13 protein-coding genes and 1 pseudogene are annotated in these 16,866 nt (G+C 71.3%); 5 read left to right on the top strand and 9 right to left on the bottom strand.

Annotation, left to right across the window (positions count from 1 at the left end):
- Positions 1-39 precede the first annotated feature (39 nt).
- On the bottom strand, positions 40-1,344 hold the full coding sequence (locus CRP55_RS00375; protein ID WP_097317446.1) for a hypothetical protein: 1,305 nt from the start codon (positions 1,342-1,344) through the stop codon (positions 40-42).
- 156 nt (positions 1,345-1,500) lie between these two features.
- Here CRP55_RS00375 and CRP55_RS00370 point away from each other — a divergent pair, with 156 nt between their 5' ends.
- The 5 genes from CRP55_RS00370 to CRP55_RS00350 are packed head-to-tail and all read left to right on the top strand — an operon-like array spanning position 1,501 to position 6,775.
- A complete protein-coding gene (locus CRP55_RS00370) occupies positions 1,501-2,640 on the top strand; it encodes a sensor histidine kinase (RefSeq protein WP_097317445.1) in 1,140 nt (379 codons plus the stop codon).
- Positions 2,637-3,296, top strand: coding sequence for a response regulator (locus tag CRP55_RS00365; protein ID WP_097317444.1), 660 nt, complete (start codon positions 2,637-2,639; stop codon positions 3,294-3,296). Before CRP55_RS00370 ends, CRP55_RS00365 begins: the two co-directional genes overlap by 4 nt.
- Before the next feature lie 50 nt (positions 3,297-3,346).
- Positions 3,347-4,756, top strand: coding sequence for a PAS domain-containing protein (locus CRP55_RS00360; RefSeq protein ID WP_097317443.1), 1,410 nt, complete (start codon positions 3,347-3,349; stop codon positions 4,754-4,756).
- Positions 4,732-6,378, top strand: a complete 1,647-nt coding sequence (locus CRP55_RS00355; protein WP_245922708.1) for a putative bifunctional diguanylate cyclase/phosphodiesterase — start codon at positions 4,732-4,734, stop codon at positions 6,376-6,378. The genes CRP55_RS00360 and CRP55_RS00355 overlap by 25 nt, the downstream gene beginning before the upstream one ends.
- A 40-nt stretch (positions 6,379-6,418) precedes the next feature.
- On the top strand, positions 6,419-6,775 hold the full coding sequence (locus CRP55_RS00350; RefSeq protein ID WP_097317442.1) for an STAS domain-containing protein: 357 nt from the start codon (positions 6,419-6,421) through the stop codon (positions 6,773-6,775).
- On the opposite strand, the gene CRP55_RS00345 is transcribed toward CRP55_RS00350, so the two are convergent.
- The 8 genes and pseudogenes from CRP55_RS00345 to kdpF all read right to left on the bottom strand — a co-directional run bounded on the left by CRP55_RS00345 (position 6,741) and on the right by kdpF (position 16,592).
- On the bottom strand, positions 6,741-7,937 hold the full coding sequence (locus tag CRP55_RS00345; protein WP_143234348.1) for an SDR family NAD(P)-dependent oxidoreductase: 1,197 nt from the start codon (positions 7,935-7,937) through the stop codon (positions 6,741-6,743). The genes CRP55_RS00350 and CRP55_RS00345 overlap by 35 nt on opposite strands.
- A gap of 406 nt (positions 7,938-8,343) precedes the next feature.
- Positions 8,344-8,604 (bottom strand): annotated as a pseudogene (locus CRP55_RS00335) (transposase); the annotation flags it as partial.
- 133 nt (positions 8,605-8,737) lie between these two features.
- Positions 8,738-9,415, bottom strand: coding sequence for a response regulator (locus CRP55_RS00330; RefSeq protein WP_097317439.1), 678 nt, complete (start codon positions 9,413-9,415; stop codon positions 8,738-8,740).
- Entirely contained in the window at positions 9,412-11,892 is a 2,481-nt protein-coding gene (locus tag CRP55_RS00325; RefSeq protein WP_097317438.1) for a DUF4118 domain-containing protein, read from the bottom strand. Before CRP55_RS00325 ends, CRP55_RS00330 begins: the two co-directional genes overlap by 4 nt.
- Positions 11,893-11,912: 20 nt before the next feature.
- Positions 11,913-12,743: a potassium-transporting ATPase subunit C gene (locus CRP55_RS00320; RefSeq protein WP_097317437.1), complete on the bottom strand. Its 831-nt coding sequence runs from the start codon at positions 12,741-12,743 to the stop codon at positions 11,913-11,915.
- Positions 12,744-12,748: 5 nt separating this feature from the next.
- Positions 12,749-14,860 carry a potassium-transporting ATPase subunit KdpB gene (gene kdpB / locus CRP55_RS00315; protein WP_097317436.1) on the bottom strand — a complete coding sequence of 704 codons (2,112 nt, stop codon included), beginning with the start codon at positions 14,858-14,860 and terminating at the stop codon, positions 12,749-12,751.
- Entirely contained in the window at positions 14,857-16,503 is a 1,647-nt protein-coding gene (gene kdpA, locus CRP55_RS00310; protein WP_097317435.1) for a potassium-transporting ATPase subunit KdpA, read from the bottom strand. Before kdpA ends, kdpB begins: the two co-directional genes overlap by 4 nt.
- Positions 16,503-16,592 carry a K(+)-transporting ATPase subunit F gene (gene kdpF, locus CRP55_RS54275; protein WP_097317434.1) on the bottom strand — a complete coding sequence of 30 codons (90 nt, stop codon included), beginning with the start codon at positions 16,590-16,592 and terminating at the stop codon, positions 16,503-16,505. Before kdpF ends, kdpA begins: the two co-directional genes overlap by 1 nt.
- Positions 16,593-16,866 lie beyond the last annotated feature (274 nt).

Below are 16,866 nucleotides of genomic sequence, written 5' to 3'. Positions count from 1 at the left end.
CCCGGCCGGGGCCGCCACCCCGGCCGGGTCCGCGGTGGTTCAGGTCAAGACCGGTTCGGCCGTCGGCGTACGCCTCAGCGCCGCACCCAGCAACCCGAAACCCACCACCAGGACCGCCGGGCCGAGAACCCCCAGCGGCCCGAACGGAAGCATGAAGAAACCGGCGAATCCGGCGGCAACCAAGGCCGGAACCCACCAGCGGACCAGTCCGTCACGCGCCGCCCCGATCGCCACGGCGATCAGCCCGAGCAGCGACAGCACCATCCCCGGCATGGCCCACCCGAGAGTGAAAAGCGCATATCCGTCGGTCAGCGCCATGGCCCGGTCCGCAACCGGGTCGCCGAGGGCCTGCCGCGCGGCCAGATCGGTGTAGTCGCCGAGCATCAGCGCACTGAAGTTGATCAGCGCGAGCACGGTCACGAATCCGGCCGCCCTCGTGAACCGGCCGCCCCGCTCGGCGACCGCGGTGACCGCCGGCACGAAGAGCACCCAGGCCAGATGCAGGAAGAACGCGCTGGCCTGGGCCAGCCCCGGATGGTTGGCATAGGTCGACGAATCGCCGGATCCGGGCGGCACGGTCGCCATGCCGATCGCGAACGACAGCGGCGCCGCCACGAGGCACACGAGACCGGCCCGGCGCGGGAACGCCGCTTCAGATGGCGCAAGCGCCGGGCCGCCTGGCAACGCCGCTTCAGATGGCGCAAGCGCCGGGCCGTCCGGCAGCGCCGTTTCAGATGGCGCGAGCGACTGCCGGGCGGCCAGGGTGTAGGCGACGATGAGCACCACCGGGCCGGTCAGGCACAGCGGCACCGGGGAGATGGCGAAGAGCAGGTAGAGCGCCGTACCGGCCAGCGCCAGCCCGGCCGCCCACCAGCTGATCACCCGGGCCCAGGCCGCCGCGAGCGGCACCACGATCAGCGCCAACGCCCAGCCCAGGATGCCCGGCACCTGCCAGCCCCACTGTGCCCAGGCGTACGACCCAATCTGATCGTCATAGGCCGCGAGCTGCGCGTCGGTCAGCGTCGGCTGCTGCTCCAGCGCCAACAGTCCGATGTCGAAGGCCATCAGCCCCGAGAACGTCACCAGGCCGAGCAGCGTGGCCACCCAGCCGATCGCCGCCGGCACCGAGCCGCGCCCCCTGATCCTCAGGAGCAGCCCAATGAACCCCACCGCCAGCATCACCCACGCCCAGTGCAGCAGCACCGCGTGCCACAGCGTCGCGTCCGGGTGCTGTCGATAGACCCCGTACCCCTGGTCCTCGCCGAGCGCCGGATCGACCCCGGTCGCCACCGCGAGCGCCACCGGTGCCAGCACCAGGCACGCCGCCGTCGCCTTACGCCACATCGCTTCCTCCCCCTTTGTTGTCTGGGAGGGGACGCTACGAACGGCGGGCCGCGCGGTAACCCGTACACGGAAGGATCTCGGGTCCGCCGCGCGGCGGACCGCTTGTCATCCTCGCGGCGGGTTCGGTGACGACGCCGGCGGCCGTAGCGTCGACGCATGATCCTGCGCCGGCTGCGGCCGATGGACGCCGTGGTGGCCGGCGGCTTCGTGGCGTTCGCCCTGGCCGAGGAGTACTTCATCCGGATGCCCGGATGGTGGTGGCCCTGGCTGCTGGCCCTGTTCGCCGTGCTGATCCTCGTACGGCGGCTGTTTCCGCTGCTGACGATGCTGCCGCACGTGATCGGGCCGCTGCCGGTCTTCTACGAGCCGGCGACCATCGCGGGCGAGGCGACGGTCAACTTCCGGCTCTGGCAGCTGGTGGCCGAGATGATCGCCGCGTACACGGTGGGCCGCTGCGTGCCGCCGACGGGCCGCGACCGCCGGGGCCTGATCGGCGCCGGGCTGATGGCGGTGACGTTCGCCGTCTACCTCATCTCCGATCCGGGCGACCCGATGGCCGCAATCTTCTTTCCCCTCGCGCCGTACGCCCTGGGGGTCGTCCTCGCGGTGCAGGCGCGCCGCACCGCCGACGCCGCGTCGGCCCGCGCGGCCGTCCGTGAACAGCTGGCCCGCGAGGCGGTCATGGAGGAGAGGGTGCGGATCGCCCGCGAGCTGCACGACATGGTGGCGCACAGCGTGACCGTGATGGTGATTCAGGCCGGTGTGGTGCGGCGCCGCCTCGACGCCGGGCTGCCGGTCGACCGGGAGCTGCTGCACACGATCGAGTCGTCCGGCCGGGACGCGGTCGGCGAGCTGCGCCGCACGCTGGGCCTGCTGCGCGGCGAGGACGCGGAGAGCGCGGAGCCGCCGGCCGGGCTGGAGCGGCTCGACGAGCTGATCGCGCAGGTGCGCGAGGCGGGACTGACGGTGACGGTGAGACGGGAGGGCGAGCCGGTGCCGGTGCCCCCGGCGATCGACATGTCGGCCTACCGGATCGTGCAGGAGGCCCTGACCAACGTGCTGCGCCACGCGGGCCCGTCCCCGGTGACCGTGACGGTGTCCTTCCGCCCGGACGGATTGCACCTGGCGATCGTCAATGACGGCGGCCGCGCCGCGCCGGTCACGCGGGGACACGGGCTGATCGGGATGCGGGAGCGGGCCGCGCTCTTCGGTGGCGACCTGACCGCTGGGCCGAGGGCCGGGGGCGGCTTCGCGGTGACGTGCCGGCTTCCGCTACCCGTGGTGGCGCTGCGATGAGCATCACCGTGGTGATCGCCGACGACCAGCGGATGGTGCGGGCCGGGCTGCGGATGGTGATCGAGACCGAGCCCGACATGACCGTGGTGGGCGAGGCCGGCGACGGCGCCGAGGCGGTCGGGCTGGCCCGGCGGATCCGGCCCGACGTCGTACTCATGGACATCGCCATGCCCCGCCAGGACGGCCTGGCCGCCACGAGCGCCCTGCTCACCGCGCCGCAGCCGCCCCGGGTGATCATGCTGACGACGTTCGACACCGACGAGAACCTCTACCGGGCGCTGCGGGCCGGGGCGAGCGGCTTCCTGCTCAAGGTCTCCTCCCCCGAGCACCTGATCACGGCGATCCGGGTCGTCGCGGCCGGCGAGGCCCTGCTCGACCCGGCCATCACCACCCGGGTCATCTCGGCCTTCGCCGCGCAGCCGGGCCCGCGCCCACCGGCCGAGCTCGACGGGCTCACCCCGCGCGAGGCCGAGGTGCTGCGCCTGGTGGCCCGGGGCCATTCGAACGCCGAGATCGCCGCGGCGCTGGCGGTCGGCGAGGCCACCGTGAAGACCCATGTGGCCCGGGTCCTGATGAAACTGGGCCTTCGTGACCGCGTCCAGGCCGTCGTCTTCGCCTACGAGTCGGGGATCGTCCGGGCCGGCGGGCGGGGCTGAAGGCGGTCCGGAATCCTCAGACAGGTCCGTCGGCCGCCGATCAAACCACCATGCTTGCTGCGGACTCCTCGATCGCTGCCTCCGGCGCCCTGCGGGCGACCTCGCTGGCCTTCGTCGAGATCGACCGGGCCGGTGTGATCCGCGAGTGGAACCCGGCCGCGGAACGCCTCTTCGGCTGGGACCGGGCCGAGGTGCTGGGCCGGTCGCTGGCCGACACCATCGTCCCGGCCCCGCTGCGGGCCGCGCACGCCGCCGGCTTCGCCCGGCGCCTGGTCGCCGGCGACGACGCCTGGCCGGGCACGCAGGTGCAGGTGCCGGCCTGCCACCGCGATGGCTCCGAGCTGCTCGTCTCGATGGTGATCAACGCGGTCGCCGACGGCTACTGCGCCTTCCTGTCCGACCGGACCGAGTGGCACCACTCGCAGCAGCAGTTGCAGCGCACCACCACGCTGGTCAGCTCGATCCTCGAGCACACCTCGGCCATGATCTCGGCCAAGGACCGGGACGGGCGCTTCCTGTTCGTCAACGGCGAGTACGAGCGCGTCTTCGGCGTCTCGGCCACCGACCTGGTCGGCCGGCTCGACGTCGACGTGCTGCCCGACGCCGTGGCGCTCGCCGGCCGTCGCAGCAACCAGCAGGTCGCGGCCACCGGCGAGGCGGTCACCGGTCTCGAGGAGGTGCCGTTCGGCGACGAGATCCGGCAGTACGTGGTGACGCGCTTCCCGTTGACCGACCCCGACGGTTCGGTCTACGGCGTCTGCGCCATCGCCATCGACGACACCGACCGCCGCCGCAGCGAGGCCGCCCTCGGCGAGAGCGAGCGCCGTTTCCGCGCGACCGTCAACAACGCCCCCGGCATGCTGTTCCAGTTCCGGATCGCGCCCGACGGCGGTCAGTCGTTCACCTTCGTCTCCGAGGGCTGCCGCGAGATCTACGGCCTGGACCCGCGCGCGGTGATGATCGACCCGGCGCTGATCACCGACATCGTCGCCGAGGAGGACCGGGAGTCGTTCGTCCGGAGCGTGACCGAGACCGTGCTGACCCTTCAGCCCTGGCGCTGGCAGGGCACGGTGATCCGGCACGACGGCGAGCGGCGCCGCCTGCACGGGAACGGCCGGCCGCACCGGATGGCCGACGGGACGACGGTCTGCGACGGCATGGTGGTCGACCGCACCGGCGAGCGCCGCACCGAGATGGAGCTCGACGAGCTGACCCGGCGCCTGGCCACCGGCCGTTTCACCGTGGCCACCGGCCAGGACGGCCGGCTCATGGTCGTGGATTCGACAGGCGAGAACCCTTTGTCGTACGACGGTATGGAAGCGGCCTGGGCCGCCGCGCTGGGCGGCTTCCCGGCCGACGCCGAGCTCCCCGGCCGCGGGCTGTGGGTGCGGTTGCGCCCGCGCGTGGCCGAGGGCCGGCTCCTGATCGACGGCACGTGCTTCCCGTTGGCCCCGCGGTGAGCGGCGGGCGCCTGCCCCGCAAGCTCGGTGAGACGGCGGTGCCGATGACGCCGGTGCCCGCCGGCACGCCGCTGGCCGAGATCGTGGCTTTGCTGCGCGACGACCCGGACCGCCCGGGCGTCCTGATCGACTCCCCCACCGGCCCGCGGCTGCTGAGCCGCAGCTCGCGGACCCTGCACGACCCGCTCGTGCTGCCCGCCGGCACCGACATCGACCTGGCCGCCGAGGCCGCCCTGGCCCGGCCCGACGCCGAACGCGACGAGCCGGTCGTGGTCCGCTGGCCCGACGACCGCTACGGCGTGGCGCCGGTGATCGGCCTGCTCACGGCGATGGCCGGCCGGTACGCCCGGATGTCGCGGGCCGACCACCTCACCGGTCTGCCCAACCGGGCCACCGTGGTGGCCGAGGGCCGGCAGCGGCTGGCCGCCGGCACGCTGGCCGCGATCGTGCACCTGGGCCTGGACCGGTTCCAGGAGGTCAACGACATGCTCGGCCGCGAGGGTGCCGACACACTGCTCCAGCGGGTCGCCGGCGCGCTGCGCGACGCCTGCCGCCCGCAGGATCTGATCGCCCGGTTCGAGGGTGACCAGTTCGCGGTGCTGGTAGCCCACCCGGTGACGGACGCCGCCCGCCTCGGGCGGCGGCTCGCCGACGCCATCCGCGGCCCGCACACGATCGACGGGGTGCCGGTGAGCTTGGAGGCGAGCGTCGGCGTCACCGAGGCCGGCCACCGCGACATCGCCGTGGTCGGCCGCCGGGCCGTGGCGGCCATGCACAGCGCCAAGAAGGACCGCACCGGCGTGGTCCGGTGGACCGAGGACCTCGGTCTCGGCCAGCGGGCCGACCTGCGTCAGCTCACCGAGCTGCGGGCCGGCATCCGGGCCGGGCACCTGCTGGTGCAGTACCAGCCGCTGCACGACGCCGCCGACCGCACGGTCCGCGGCGCCGAGGCGCTGGTCCGCTGGCAGCACCCGCAGCGTGGCATGCTGCCGCCGGGCGTCTTCCTGCCCGACGCCGAGCGCTCCGACGTGATCCTCGAGCTGACCGACTGGGTGCTGGCCGAGGCCATCCACCAGGCCGGCGTCTGGCATCGCGAGGGCCGGGGCCTGCCGGTCTCGGTGAACCTGTCGGCCGCCTATCTGGCTCAGGACCGCGCGGTGCCGACCATCCTGGCCCTGCTGCGCCTGGAGGGGCTGCCGGCGTCACTGCTCACGGTGGAGATCACCGAGACCGCGGTGCTGACCCGGCCCGACCGGGCGGCGGCACGGCTGGCCGAGATCCGGGCGGCCGGCATCCGGGTCGCGATCGACGATTTCGGCACCGGCTACACCTCTCTCGGTCTGCTGCCCGAGCTGCCCATCGACGAACTGAAGATCGACCGGTCGTTCGTGATGCGCATGCACGACTCGAAGCCGCACGCGGTGATCATCGACTCGGTGATCGCCATCGCCCGGGCGCTGAACCTGACCGTCGTGGCCGAGGGTGTGGAGGACGAGCCGACCGCGACCGCGCTGGCCGAGGCCGGAGTGGACCTTCTGCAGGGCTATCACCTGAATCGGCCCGGACCGGCCGAGCTGGTTCACCCGAATACTCGACTATCGCCGGTCCACACTCGGCAGTAACCTTTCCCTCCGGAGAACAATGGGTAACGAAGGGTCCGCGATGACCGCCACTTCGGTCGACGTCGAAACCAGCCCCGACGGCACGCTCGTCATCCAGCCGCACGGCGCTCTCGACGCCGAGGACGCGGTCGAGCTGCGGCGCACCCTGGTCCACGCCGTGCGCCACGTGCGGCCCCTGCGGCTCGTCCTCGATCTGCACGATGTTCCCGACATCGACCCGATCAACCTGGGCACCCTGGTCGCCACCTGCTTCCTCGGCGACGACCATCAGGTCGCGGTGTTCCTCGACCACACCAGTCCCGCCCTGGCCGACCGGCTCAGCGCGGCCGGCGTGGCCCATCACCGCCTGCGCGACGTCGGGGTCACCCCAGCCGGTCGGGAGCGCCCAGCGGCGTGAACTCGAAGATGTCGGGCCAGGCCGGGGCGTAGAGCACGTCGTCGTCCGGCCGCTCGCACAGCCCGGTGGCCTCGAGCATCTGCCGGACGCCGCCCTGCGCGCCGGTGACCTCGAATCCGTGCCCGCCGCGCAGCGCCTTGGTGTAGCCCATCAGCAGCACCTCGATGCACTCGCTGCCGATCTCGTCGACCCGGGCCAGATCGACCACGACGCGCCCCCGGCGCTTGCGGGCGAAGGCGCCCCACAGCTCCCGGCGCAGCTCACGGTGGGCCGCCTTGTCGAAAGCGCCGCTCAGGTGCAGGTACGTGGTCTTGCCGGCCTTGTCGGTGTCTCTCTCGATGGCACAGCGGAGCTCGGTCATGCACCCGGTGTACCCGGCACAGGTAACGACCCGCCGAATACCACGAGACCGTTCGGCGGTGCAGTCCCAACCAAGAATCTTTGCCGAGTCGCACCACAACCGATCGGCCGCCGCCACGTCCACTTCGGAGTGTGCGAGCAGATGGCCCTCGTAGTACGCGCCGTTCTCGAACGCGGCGCCCGGCTCGGTGGCCCACAGGATCTGCTCCGCGCCATCGCGCACAGGCAGCCCGCCCAGCCCATAAACGCCGGCGATCCGCCCGGTGTCGACGACGCCGGGATGCACGGCGACCGCTTCGACCTCACTGCTCACGGTGCCGGTGAGGAGAATCCGGGCAGCCTGCGCGTTCGCGTACGCCTCGGCCGGGCGCAGCCCGGCGGCGAACAGGTCGGCCGTCGCCATCCGGTGCCGCGACGAGGCGACCGTCACGACTCGGCCGGCGCTCGCCTTCAGCGCGGGCCCGAGCGCCCGCGTAAGCGCGTAATGCGCGAGGTAGTTGACCTGGAAGAGCGCGGCCGGGTCGGCCAGGCCCAGGGTCCCGGCGTTGTTCACCAGCAGGTCGAGCCGCTCGACGCGGTGACCGAGCTCGATCACCTGCTCGAGGTGGCGGAAGTCGGCCGCGACCGGGGTGAGTCGTTCGGCCTTCGTTCCCGCGGCCACGAGCCGGCGGACCGCCTTCTCGGCGGAGGCCGGGGTCGGCCCGTGCACCAGAACGCGGAAGCCGCGGCCGGCCAGCCGGCGGCTCAGCTCGTGCCCGATACCGTGCGAAGCCCCGGTGACCAGGGCGGTTGTTCCGTTCACGGCTCCATGCAACGTCGCCGTGGTGACCGTCGACAGAGCTGTTCACACGTTGCGTACGAACGCCCGAACTTTGTTGACGGGCCGTTCACGACACGAGACGACAGCAGATGGCGGGCTCGATGGGCGTGTGGCGTGGACCGGGCCGCTCTCCAACCGGCGGCACAGGCAGGCCGGGTACTGCCCCAGAGCCCGCCCGCACAGAGCCCGCCCGCACAGAGCCCGCCCGCACAGAGCCCGCCCGCACAGAGCCCGCCCGCACAGAGCCCGCCCGCACAGAGCCCGCCCGCACAGAGCCCGCCCGCACAGAGCCCGCCCGCACAGAGCCCGCCCGCACAGAGCCCGCCCGCACAGAGCCCGCCCTCCCAGGGGGGGGTCCGTACCAAGATCGGTGTTTCCGGCTCTTCGGTTAGTAGGTCTCGGCGGCCGGCCAGCGGTCACCGAAGGTGATGGCGAAGGCGTTGATCACGGGCTTCCAGCGCATCGTCCATCGGGCGCGGCCGGCCCCGGTCGGGTCCAGGCTGCGAGTCACAAGGTACAGGCATTTCAGAGCGGCCTGCTCGCTCGGGAAATGCCCACGGGCCCGAACTGCACGCCGGTAACGGGCGTTCAACGATTCGATGGCGTTGGTCGAGCAGATCACTCGGCGGATTTCGACGTCGTAATCGAGGGGGAGCCGCCCGATGACATTGTCTCAGTGCTGGCCGAGATCGTGCTGCGGCCTGTGGAAAAGCTGGCGGCCTGTGGACAACTTCCGCTCACGGCGCCGGGGAGACCGGTGACAAGGGTGCGAGCGCCGGGCATCACGGCACGAAGCGATAACCCATGGCGGGCTCGGTGAGCAGGTGGCGTGGGTGGGCCGGGTCGGTTTCCAGTTTGCGGCGCAGGCGGGCCATGTACTGGCGCAGGTAGTTGGTCTCGGTGCCGTACTGCGGGCCCCACACCTGCTGGAGCAGGTGATATTGGCTGATCAGCTTGCCGGGGTGGCGGGCCAGGTGTTCCAGCAGCTCCCACTCTCGTGGGGTCAGGCGCACGTCGTGGTCGCCGCCGGAGACTGTGCGGGTGGAGAAGTCGACGGTGTGGGCGCCGATGGTGACGACCGGGCCCGCCTCGTCGCCGGGCTGGGAGCGCCGGGTCACCGCGCGCATGCGGGCCAGCAGCTCGTCGACGCCGAACGGCTTGGTGATGTAGTCGTCGGCGCCGGCGTCGAGGGCCGCCACCTTGTCGGCGCTGCCGGCGCGGCCGGAGAGCACGATGATCGGCACGCCGGTCCAGCCGCGCAGGCCGCGGATGACCTCCACGCCCTCCATGTCGGGCAGGCCCAGGTCGAGGACGACCAGGTCGGGGCGGTGGTGGGCGGCGGCGTGCAGGGCCGAGGCCCCGTCGGGGGCGGTGTCCACCTCGTACCGGCGGGCCTTGAGGTTGATCCGCAGGGCCCGGACGATCTGCGGTTCGTCATCGACGACGAGCACCCGGGTCATGATGAGCTGACGGGCAGAGAAAGGACCATGGTGAGGCCACCTCCTGGTGTCTCTTCGGGGATGAGGTTGCCGCCCATGGCCTCGGTCAGGCCGCGGGACAGGGCCAGGCCGAGACCGACGCCGGTGTGGTTGTCGCGGTCGCCGAGGCGCTGAAAGGGCAGGAAGACGTCGTCCCAGCGGTCGCGCGGGATGCCGGGGCCGTGGTCGATGACGCGCAGCTCCAGGGTGTCGCCGTAGCGGCTCACGGTGATCACCGGCGGCCGGCCGGGCGGGCTGTAGCGCAGCGCGTTGGCGACCACGTTGACCAGCACGCGTTCGAGCAGGCCGGGGTCGGCCCGTACGGGCGGCACGTCGTCCGGGATGTGCAGGGTGACCTTGCGGCCGTCCGGTCCGAGGTCGTCGAGCGCGCGCGGGAGGACCTCCTCGGCGCCGACGTCGGTCGTGCTGACGCCGAGCGCACCGGCCTGCAGGCGGCTCATGTCGAGCAGGTTGGCCACGAGCCGGTCCAGCCGGTCGAGCGACTCGTCGGCGGTGACCAGCAGCTCGTGCCGGTCCTCCTCGTCGAAGTGGACCTCGTCGCTGAGCAGGCCCGCCACCGACGCCTTGGCCGAGGCCAGCGGCGTGCGCAGGTCGTGGCTGACCGCGGCCAGCAGCGCGGTGCGCATCCGGTCGGCCTCGGCCAGGGGTTTGGCGGCGGCCGCCTCGGCGCTGAGCCGTTCCTGGCGCAGCGCCACCGCGGCCTGCGCGGCGAACGCCTCGACCAGCCGCCGGTCCGAGGCCTGGAGTGGATGGCCCTTGAGCAGCATCGTCACGTGCTCGTCGGCCCGCACCTCGACGTCCGCCTCGGCCGAGCTGGTGCAGACCGGTGTGCCCACCTCGGCCGCCGGCTCGCCGTCGCTGAGCAGGGTGACCGAGTCGAAGCCGAACGTCTCGCGCACCCGTTCCAGCAGGGCCATCATCGGCCGCTCACCGCGGACCACACTTCCTGCCACAGTGGACAGGATCTGGGCGTCGGCCGAGGCGGCCGCGGCCTGCCGCGTCTTGCGGGCCGCGGTGTCGACCACCCAGCTCACCGCGAGCGCCACGACCACGAAGATGCCGAGCGCGAGCAGGTTGTCCCGCTCGGCGATGGTGAATTTGCTCAGCGGCGGGGTGAAGAACCAGTTGAGGATCAGCGACCCGGCGACCGCGGCGAGCAGGGCCGGCCAGAGGCCGCCGATCAGCGAGACGCCGATGACGGCGCCCAGGAAGAGCAGGATGTCGTTGGTCAGCGACAGCGACGGCCCGAGCTTGAGCAGCAGGGTGAGCGCGGGCAGGCCGGCCAGCACGGCCACGAAGCCGGCGATCCGCCGGCCGCGGGACAGGGCCGCGGGCACGCGGGCCCGCCGCCGGCCCTGCCCGGCCCGCTCGTGCGGGACCAGATGCACGTCGATCGAGCCGGAGCGGGCGATCGTAGTGGCGCCGACGCCGGCGCTGAGGATCTGAGCGAACCGCCCGCGGCTGCTCGCGCCGAGCACGACCTGGGTGGCGTTGACCGCGCGGGCGAACTCAAGCAGCGCCTCGGGCACGTCGGAGCCGGACACCTGGTGATAGGTGCCGCCGAGCGTCTCGACGAGCACCCGCTGCCGGGCCAGCTTGCCCGGGTCGGCCCCGGCCAGGCCGTCGTTGCGGGTGACGTGCACGGCGAGCAGGTCGGTGCCCTTGTTGCGGGCGGCGATGCGGGCGGCCCGCCGGATCAGCGTGTCGCCCTCGGGGCCGCCGGTCAGGGCGACCACCACCCGTTCGCGGGTCTCCCAGGTCTTGTCGATGCCGTGCTCGGCGCGATATCGGCCGAGCTGGTCGTCGACCTTGTCGGCCAGCCACAGCAGCGCCAGCTCGCGCAGCGCGGTCAGGTTACCGGTGCGAAAGTAGTTGCCGAGGGCCGCGTCGACCTTCTCGGGCTGGTAGATGTTGCCGTGCGCCATCCGCCGGCGCAGCGCCTCGGGTGTCATGTCGACCAGCTCGACCTGCTCGGCCGCGCGCACCACCACGTCCGGCACGGTCTCCCGCTGCTCGACGCCGGTGATCCGGGCGACCACGTCGTTGAGCGATTCCAGATGCTGCACGTTGACCGTGGTGAGCACGCTGATGCCGGCGTCGAGCAGGGCCCGCACGTCCTGCCAGCGCTTGGCGTGGGCCGAGCCGGGCACGTTGGTGTGCGCGTACTCGTCGACGACGGCCAGCTCCGGCTTGCGGGCCAGGATCGCGTCGAGGTCCATCTCGGTGAACTCGGCGCCCCGATAGGTGACCCGTTTGCGCGGGATCACCTCGAGGTCGCCGATCATCGCCGCGGTGTGCTTGCGGCCGTGCGTCTCGACCAGCGCGACCACGACGTCGGTGCCACGCTCGGCCCGGCGGTGGGCCTCTTCGAGCATGGCGTACGTCTTGCCGACGCCGGGCGCGGCGCCGAGATAGATCCGCAGTTCTCCACGTGCCATGACGCCGCGCCTCCCTTCCTCTACTTTCCGTCCAGGGCCAGGTTGAGCTCCAGGACGTTGACGGCCGGCTCGCCCATGAAGCCCAGGGCGCGGCCCTCGGTGTGCTCCTCGATGAGCTGGTGAACCCGCACCGGCGACAGGTTGCGCTCGCGGGCGATGCGGGGTGCCTGCAGGTTCGCGTACGCCACGCTGATGTCCGGGTCGAGGCCGCTGCCGCTGGCCGTGACGGCGTCGGCCGGAACGACCGGCTTGGCCGGGGCGTCGCCGCGGATCGGTGTGATGACGCCGCCCTCGGCCACGTAGTCCTCGCCGTTCTTCGCGGACTCGACGGTGACGCCCTCGTAGGTGGCGATGAACGGGGTACCGGTCTGGTTGACCGACACGGCGCGGGTGACCGGGCCGGTCAGGCCGTCGCGGTAGAAGACGGCGAGCACGGCGCCGACGCCGTCGCTGGTGCAGTACGGCCGGCTGCCGTCCACGTTCTCCAGCTTGCCGATGGCGAGGCTGCGCTCGCAGACCTGGGTGAGCAGGCTCTTCGCATCGGCCGTGTCGACCACGCTTTCCGGGCCCAGGTTGCTGGCCGCGGTGGACGTGGGGTCGTATCCGTCACCGGCGGCCGAGGGGCGGCTCTGGAAGTACTTCGGGACGGGGTTGCCGTCGGCATCGGTGAACGACTGGCCGATGAGCGTGCTTCCGGCACTCACCATCGAGCCGTTCGCCTTGTGGGAGAGGCCCGGCAGATGCCCGACGGCGACAAAGGCCAGGGGGTACGCCAGTCCGAGCAGGACGGTCATGACAAGCAGCGCGCGGAGCGCCGCGAGGTGTTGAGAGAGCCAGGTAGGAAGTCGCATGGGTGTCAGATCCCGGGGATGAACTGGATGATGAGGTCGATGAGCTTGATGCCGAGGAACGGCACGATGACGCCGCCCAGGCCGTAGATCCACAGGTTGCGGCGCAGCAGGGCACTCGCGCTCGACGGCCGGTAGCGCACACCGCGCAGGGCGAGCGGGATCAGCGCGACGATGACCAGCGCGTTGAAGATGACCGCACTCAGGATGGCCGAGCCCGGCGAGTGCAGCCGCATGACGTTGAGCGCGTCGAGGCCCGGGTACACCGCCGCGAAGATCGCCGGGATGATGGCGAAGTACTTGGCGATGTCGTTGGCGATCGAGAAGGTGGTCAGCGCCCCGCGGGTGATGAGCAGCTGCTTGCCGATCTCGACGATCTCGATCAGCTTGGTCGGGTCGGAGTCGAGGTCGACCATGTTGCCGGCCTCCTTCGCGGCCGACGTGCCGGTGTTCATGGCCACGCCGACGTCCGCCTGGGCCAGCGCGGGCGCGTCGTTGGTGCCGTCGCCGGTCATCGCGACCAGGCGGCCGCCCTCCTGCTCCTTCTTGATCAGCGCGAGCTTGTCCTCGGGCGTCGCCTCGGCCAGGAAGTCGTCGACGCCGGCCTCGGCGGCGATCGCGGCCGCGGTCCGCGGGTTGTCACCCGTGATCATCACGGTCCGGATGCCCATCTTGCGCATCTCGTCGAAGCGGGCCCGCATGCCGGATTTGACGACGTCCTTGAGGTGGATGACGCCGAGGATCCGCCCCTTCTCGGCCACCACCAGCGGCGTGCCGCCGGAGGCGCTGATCCCGTCGACGATCTCGCTCACCTCGTCGGAGGAGTGACCGACCCACTTGATCACGGCACCGGCCGCGCCCTTACGGATCTGCCGCCCCCCGGCTACCGCCCCAACCGCCCGCCCTTCACCGGACTGAAGACTGGGCTCGATGTCCACGCCACTCATCCGGGTCTGGGCGGTGAAAGGCACGAAGGTCGCGTCCGTCATCAGGCCCGGCTCACGTTCGCGGAGTCCGAATTCGTTCTTGGCCAGTACGACGATCGAGCGGCCCTCGGGCGTCTCATCCGCCAGACTCGACAGCTGCGCGGCGTCGGCCAACTCCGACGCGGAGACTCCGTCCACCGGGACGAACTCCGAGGCCTGCCGGTTTCCGAGGGTGATCGTGCCGGTCTTGTCGAGCAGCAGCGTGTTCACGTCGCCGGCCGCCTCGACCGCGCGGCCCGACATGGCCAGCACGTTGCGCTGTACCAGGCGGTCCATGCCGGCGATGCCGATGGCCGAGAGCAGCGCGCCGATCGTGGTCGGAATCAGGCAGACGATCAGCGAGACCAGCACGATGCCGGTCACGCCGTGCGCGTTGATCGCGATGGTGTCCGGCGCCGCCGCCTGGTAGGCCTTCGAGAAGATGGCCAGCGGCTGCAACGTCACCACCGACAGCAGGAAGATGATGGTGAGCGCGGCCAGCAGGATGTTGAGCGCGATCTCGTTCGGCGTCTTCTGCCGGTTCGCGCCCTCGACCAGGGCGATCATCCGGTCGACGAAGCTCTCGCCGGGCTTCTGGGTGATCCGCACGACGATCCGGTCGGAGAGCACCTTGGTGCCGCCGGTGACGGCCGAGCGGTCGCCGCCCGACTCGCGGATCACCGGGGCGGACTCGCCCGTGATGGCCGACTCGTCGACACTGGCGATGCCCTCGATGACGTCGCCGTCACCGGGGATGACCTGGCCGGCCTCGACCACGACGACGTCGCCCTGCTTGAGCTCGGTGGCCGCGATCTCGCGGCCGTCCTCGAGGTACGCCATGGTGTCCTGTTTGGCCGCGCGCAGGGCGGCCGCCTGCGCCTTGCCCCGGCCCTCGGCCACCGCCTCGGCCAGGTTGGCGAAGACGACGGTCAGCCACAGCCAGACCGTGATGATCCAGGCCAGCACGCTGGGATCGGTGAGGGCCAGGACGGTGGTGAAGACCGATCCGACCTCGACGATGAACATGACCGGGTTGCGCCAGAGCGCGCGCGGATCGAGCTTGGCCAGCGCCTGCGGCAAGGAGCGCCACAACTGATTCAGGTCGAGCAGCCCACCACGTACGGAGGAAGGGGTTTTGGAGGCGAGCGAGGTCATGAAAGGCCCTCCGCGATGGGACCGAGAGCGAGAGCGGGCAGGAAGGTCAGCGCGACCAGCACGATCGTGACGCCGACGACCAGACCGACGAACAGGGGTTGGTGGGTGGGCAGGGTGCCCTCGGACTCCGGCACCGGCTTCTGCCGGGCCAGCGAGCCGGCCAGGGCCAGCACGAGGATGATCGGCAGGAAACGGCCCAGGAGCATGGCCAGGCCGAGCGCGGTGTCCCACCACGGTGTGTTGACCGTGATGCCGGCGAAGGCGGAGCCGTTGTTGTTGCCGGCGCTCGTGAAGGCGTACAGGACCTCGGAAAGCCCGTGGGGTCCGGTGTTGAGCGCCGTGGAGTTGTGGCCGGTGGCGAACGCGGCCGCCGTGCCGATCAGCACGACCGCCGGCGTGACCAGGAAGTAGAGCGAGGCCAGCTTCATCTCGCGGGCGCCGATCTTCTTGCCGACGTATTCGGGCGTACGGCCGACCATGAGTCCCGCCACGAAGACGGTGATGGTGGCCAGGATGAGCAGGCCGTAGAGGCCGGCGCCGACGCCGCCGGGCGCCACCTCGCCCAGCATCATGTTGACCATCGGCATCATGCCGCCGAACGACGTGTACGAGTCGAGGAACGAGTTCACGGCGCCGGTCGAGGTCAGCGTCGTGACCGCGCCGAACGTGGCCGAGTTGGGGACGCCGAACCGGACGTCCTTGCCCTCCATGGCCGCGCCGGCCGCCTGCGGGACGGTGCCGCCGCCGTGCACCTCGAAGCCGACGGTGAGCGCGATCGAGGCGAGGGCCAGCACCGACATGACGGCGACGATCGCGTAGCCCTGCCGGTTCTGGCCGACCATTCGGCCGAAGACGCGGGGCATGGCGAACGGGATGCACAGGATCAGGAACAGCTGGATCCAGTTGGTCCAGGTGGTGGGGTTCTCGAACGGGTGGGCCGAGTTGGTGTTGTAGAAGCCGCCGCCGTTGGTGCCGAGCTCCTTGATCGCCTCCTGGGAGGCGACCGGTCCGCCGGTGATGTGCTGGGTGGCGCCGGTCAGCGTGGTGACGTCGGTGCCGCCGGACAGGTTCTGCACCATCCCGCCGATCATGAAGACCAGGGTGGCCAGTACGGCGATGGGCAGCAGCACGCGCAGCGTGATCCGGGTCAGGTCGACCCAGAAGTTGCCGAGCGTCTGACTCTTGCGGGCGGCGAAACCGCGGATCAAGGCGACCGCGACGGCGATGCCGACACTGGCCGAGACGAAGTTCTGCACCGACAGGCCGGCCATCTGGGCCAGGTGACCCATGGTCGACTCACCCGAGTAGGCCTGCCAGTTGGTGTTGGTCACGAAGCTGACGGCGGTGTTCCACGCGATGTGCGTGGGCACGCCGTCGAAGCCGAGCGACAGCCAGAGCTTGTCCTGCACGCGCAGGAACAGGTAGAGGAACAGGATCGAGACGGCCGAGAACGCGAGGACGCTGCGGGCGTAGACGCCCCAGGTCTGCTCGGTGTTCGGGTCGACGCCGACGAGACGGTAGATGCCACGCTCGACGACGTTGCTCTTACGACCGGACACGACCCGGTAGAGGTAATCACCCAGCGGCCGGTACGCCGCGGCGACCGCGAGCACCAGCGTGATGACGAAAAGCCAGCCGGCCATCAGAACTTCTCCGGAAACAGCAGGGCGGCCACGAGGAACCCGGCGAGGGCGACGGCGACGATGACGCCGATGACGTTGACGGCGTTCACGAGCGTTCGACCGCCTTGATCAGCACGGTCAGCGCCGCGAACAGCGCGATCGTGAGAACGACGAACCCGAGATCAGCCACGGGGTGACTCCTTGGACATGAGGGCTTTGGTGGTACGGAGGAAGCGAAGCGCGCCGGGAAGTCCGCGTCATCGGCGTTGACGCGTTGCGTACGGCCGCCGGGGGTTTCTTCACGCGTTTTTGACGCGGCTGCGACGGGGGACACAAAGAATCAGGGGGTCGCTCTCTGACGTGGAGTTGTTTACGCTGCGTTCA

It is taken from the genome of Paractinoplanes atraurantiacus (genome assembly GCF_900215205.1).
GTDB lineage: Bacteria > Actinomycetota > Actinomycetes > Mycobacteriales > Micromonosporaceae > Actinoplanes > Actinoplanes atraurantiacus.
The sequence above is the reverse complement of the archived record's forward strand: the minus strand, read 5'-3'. Positions and strand labels throughout refer to the sequence as shown.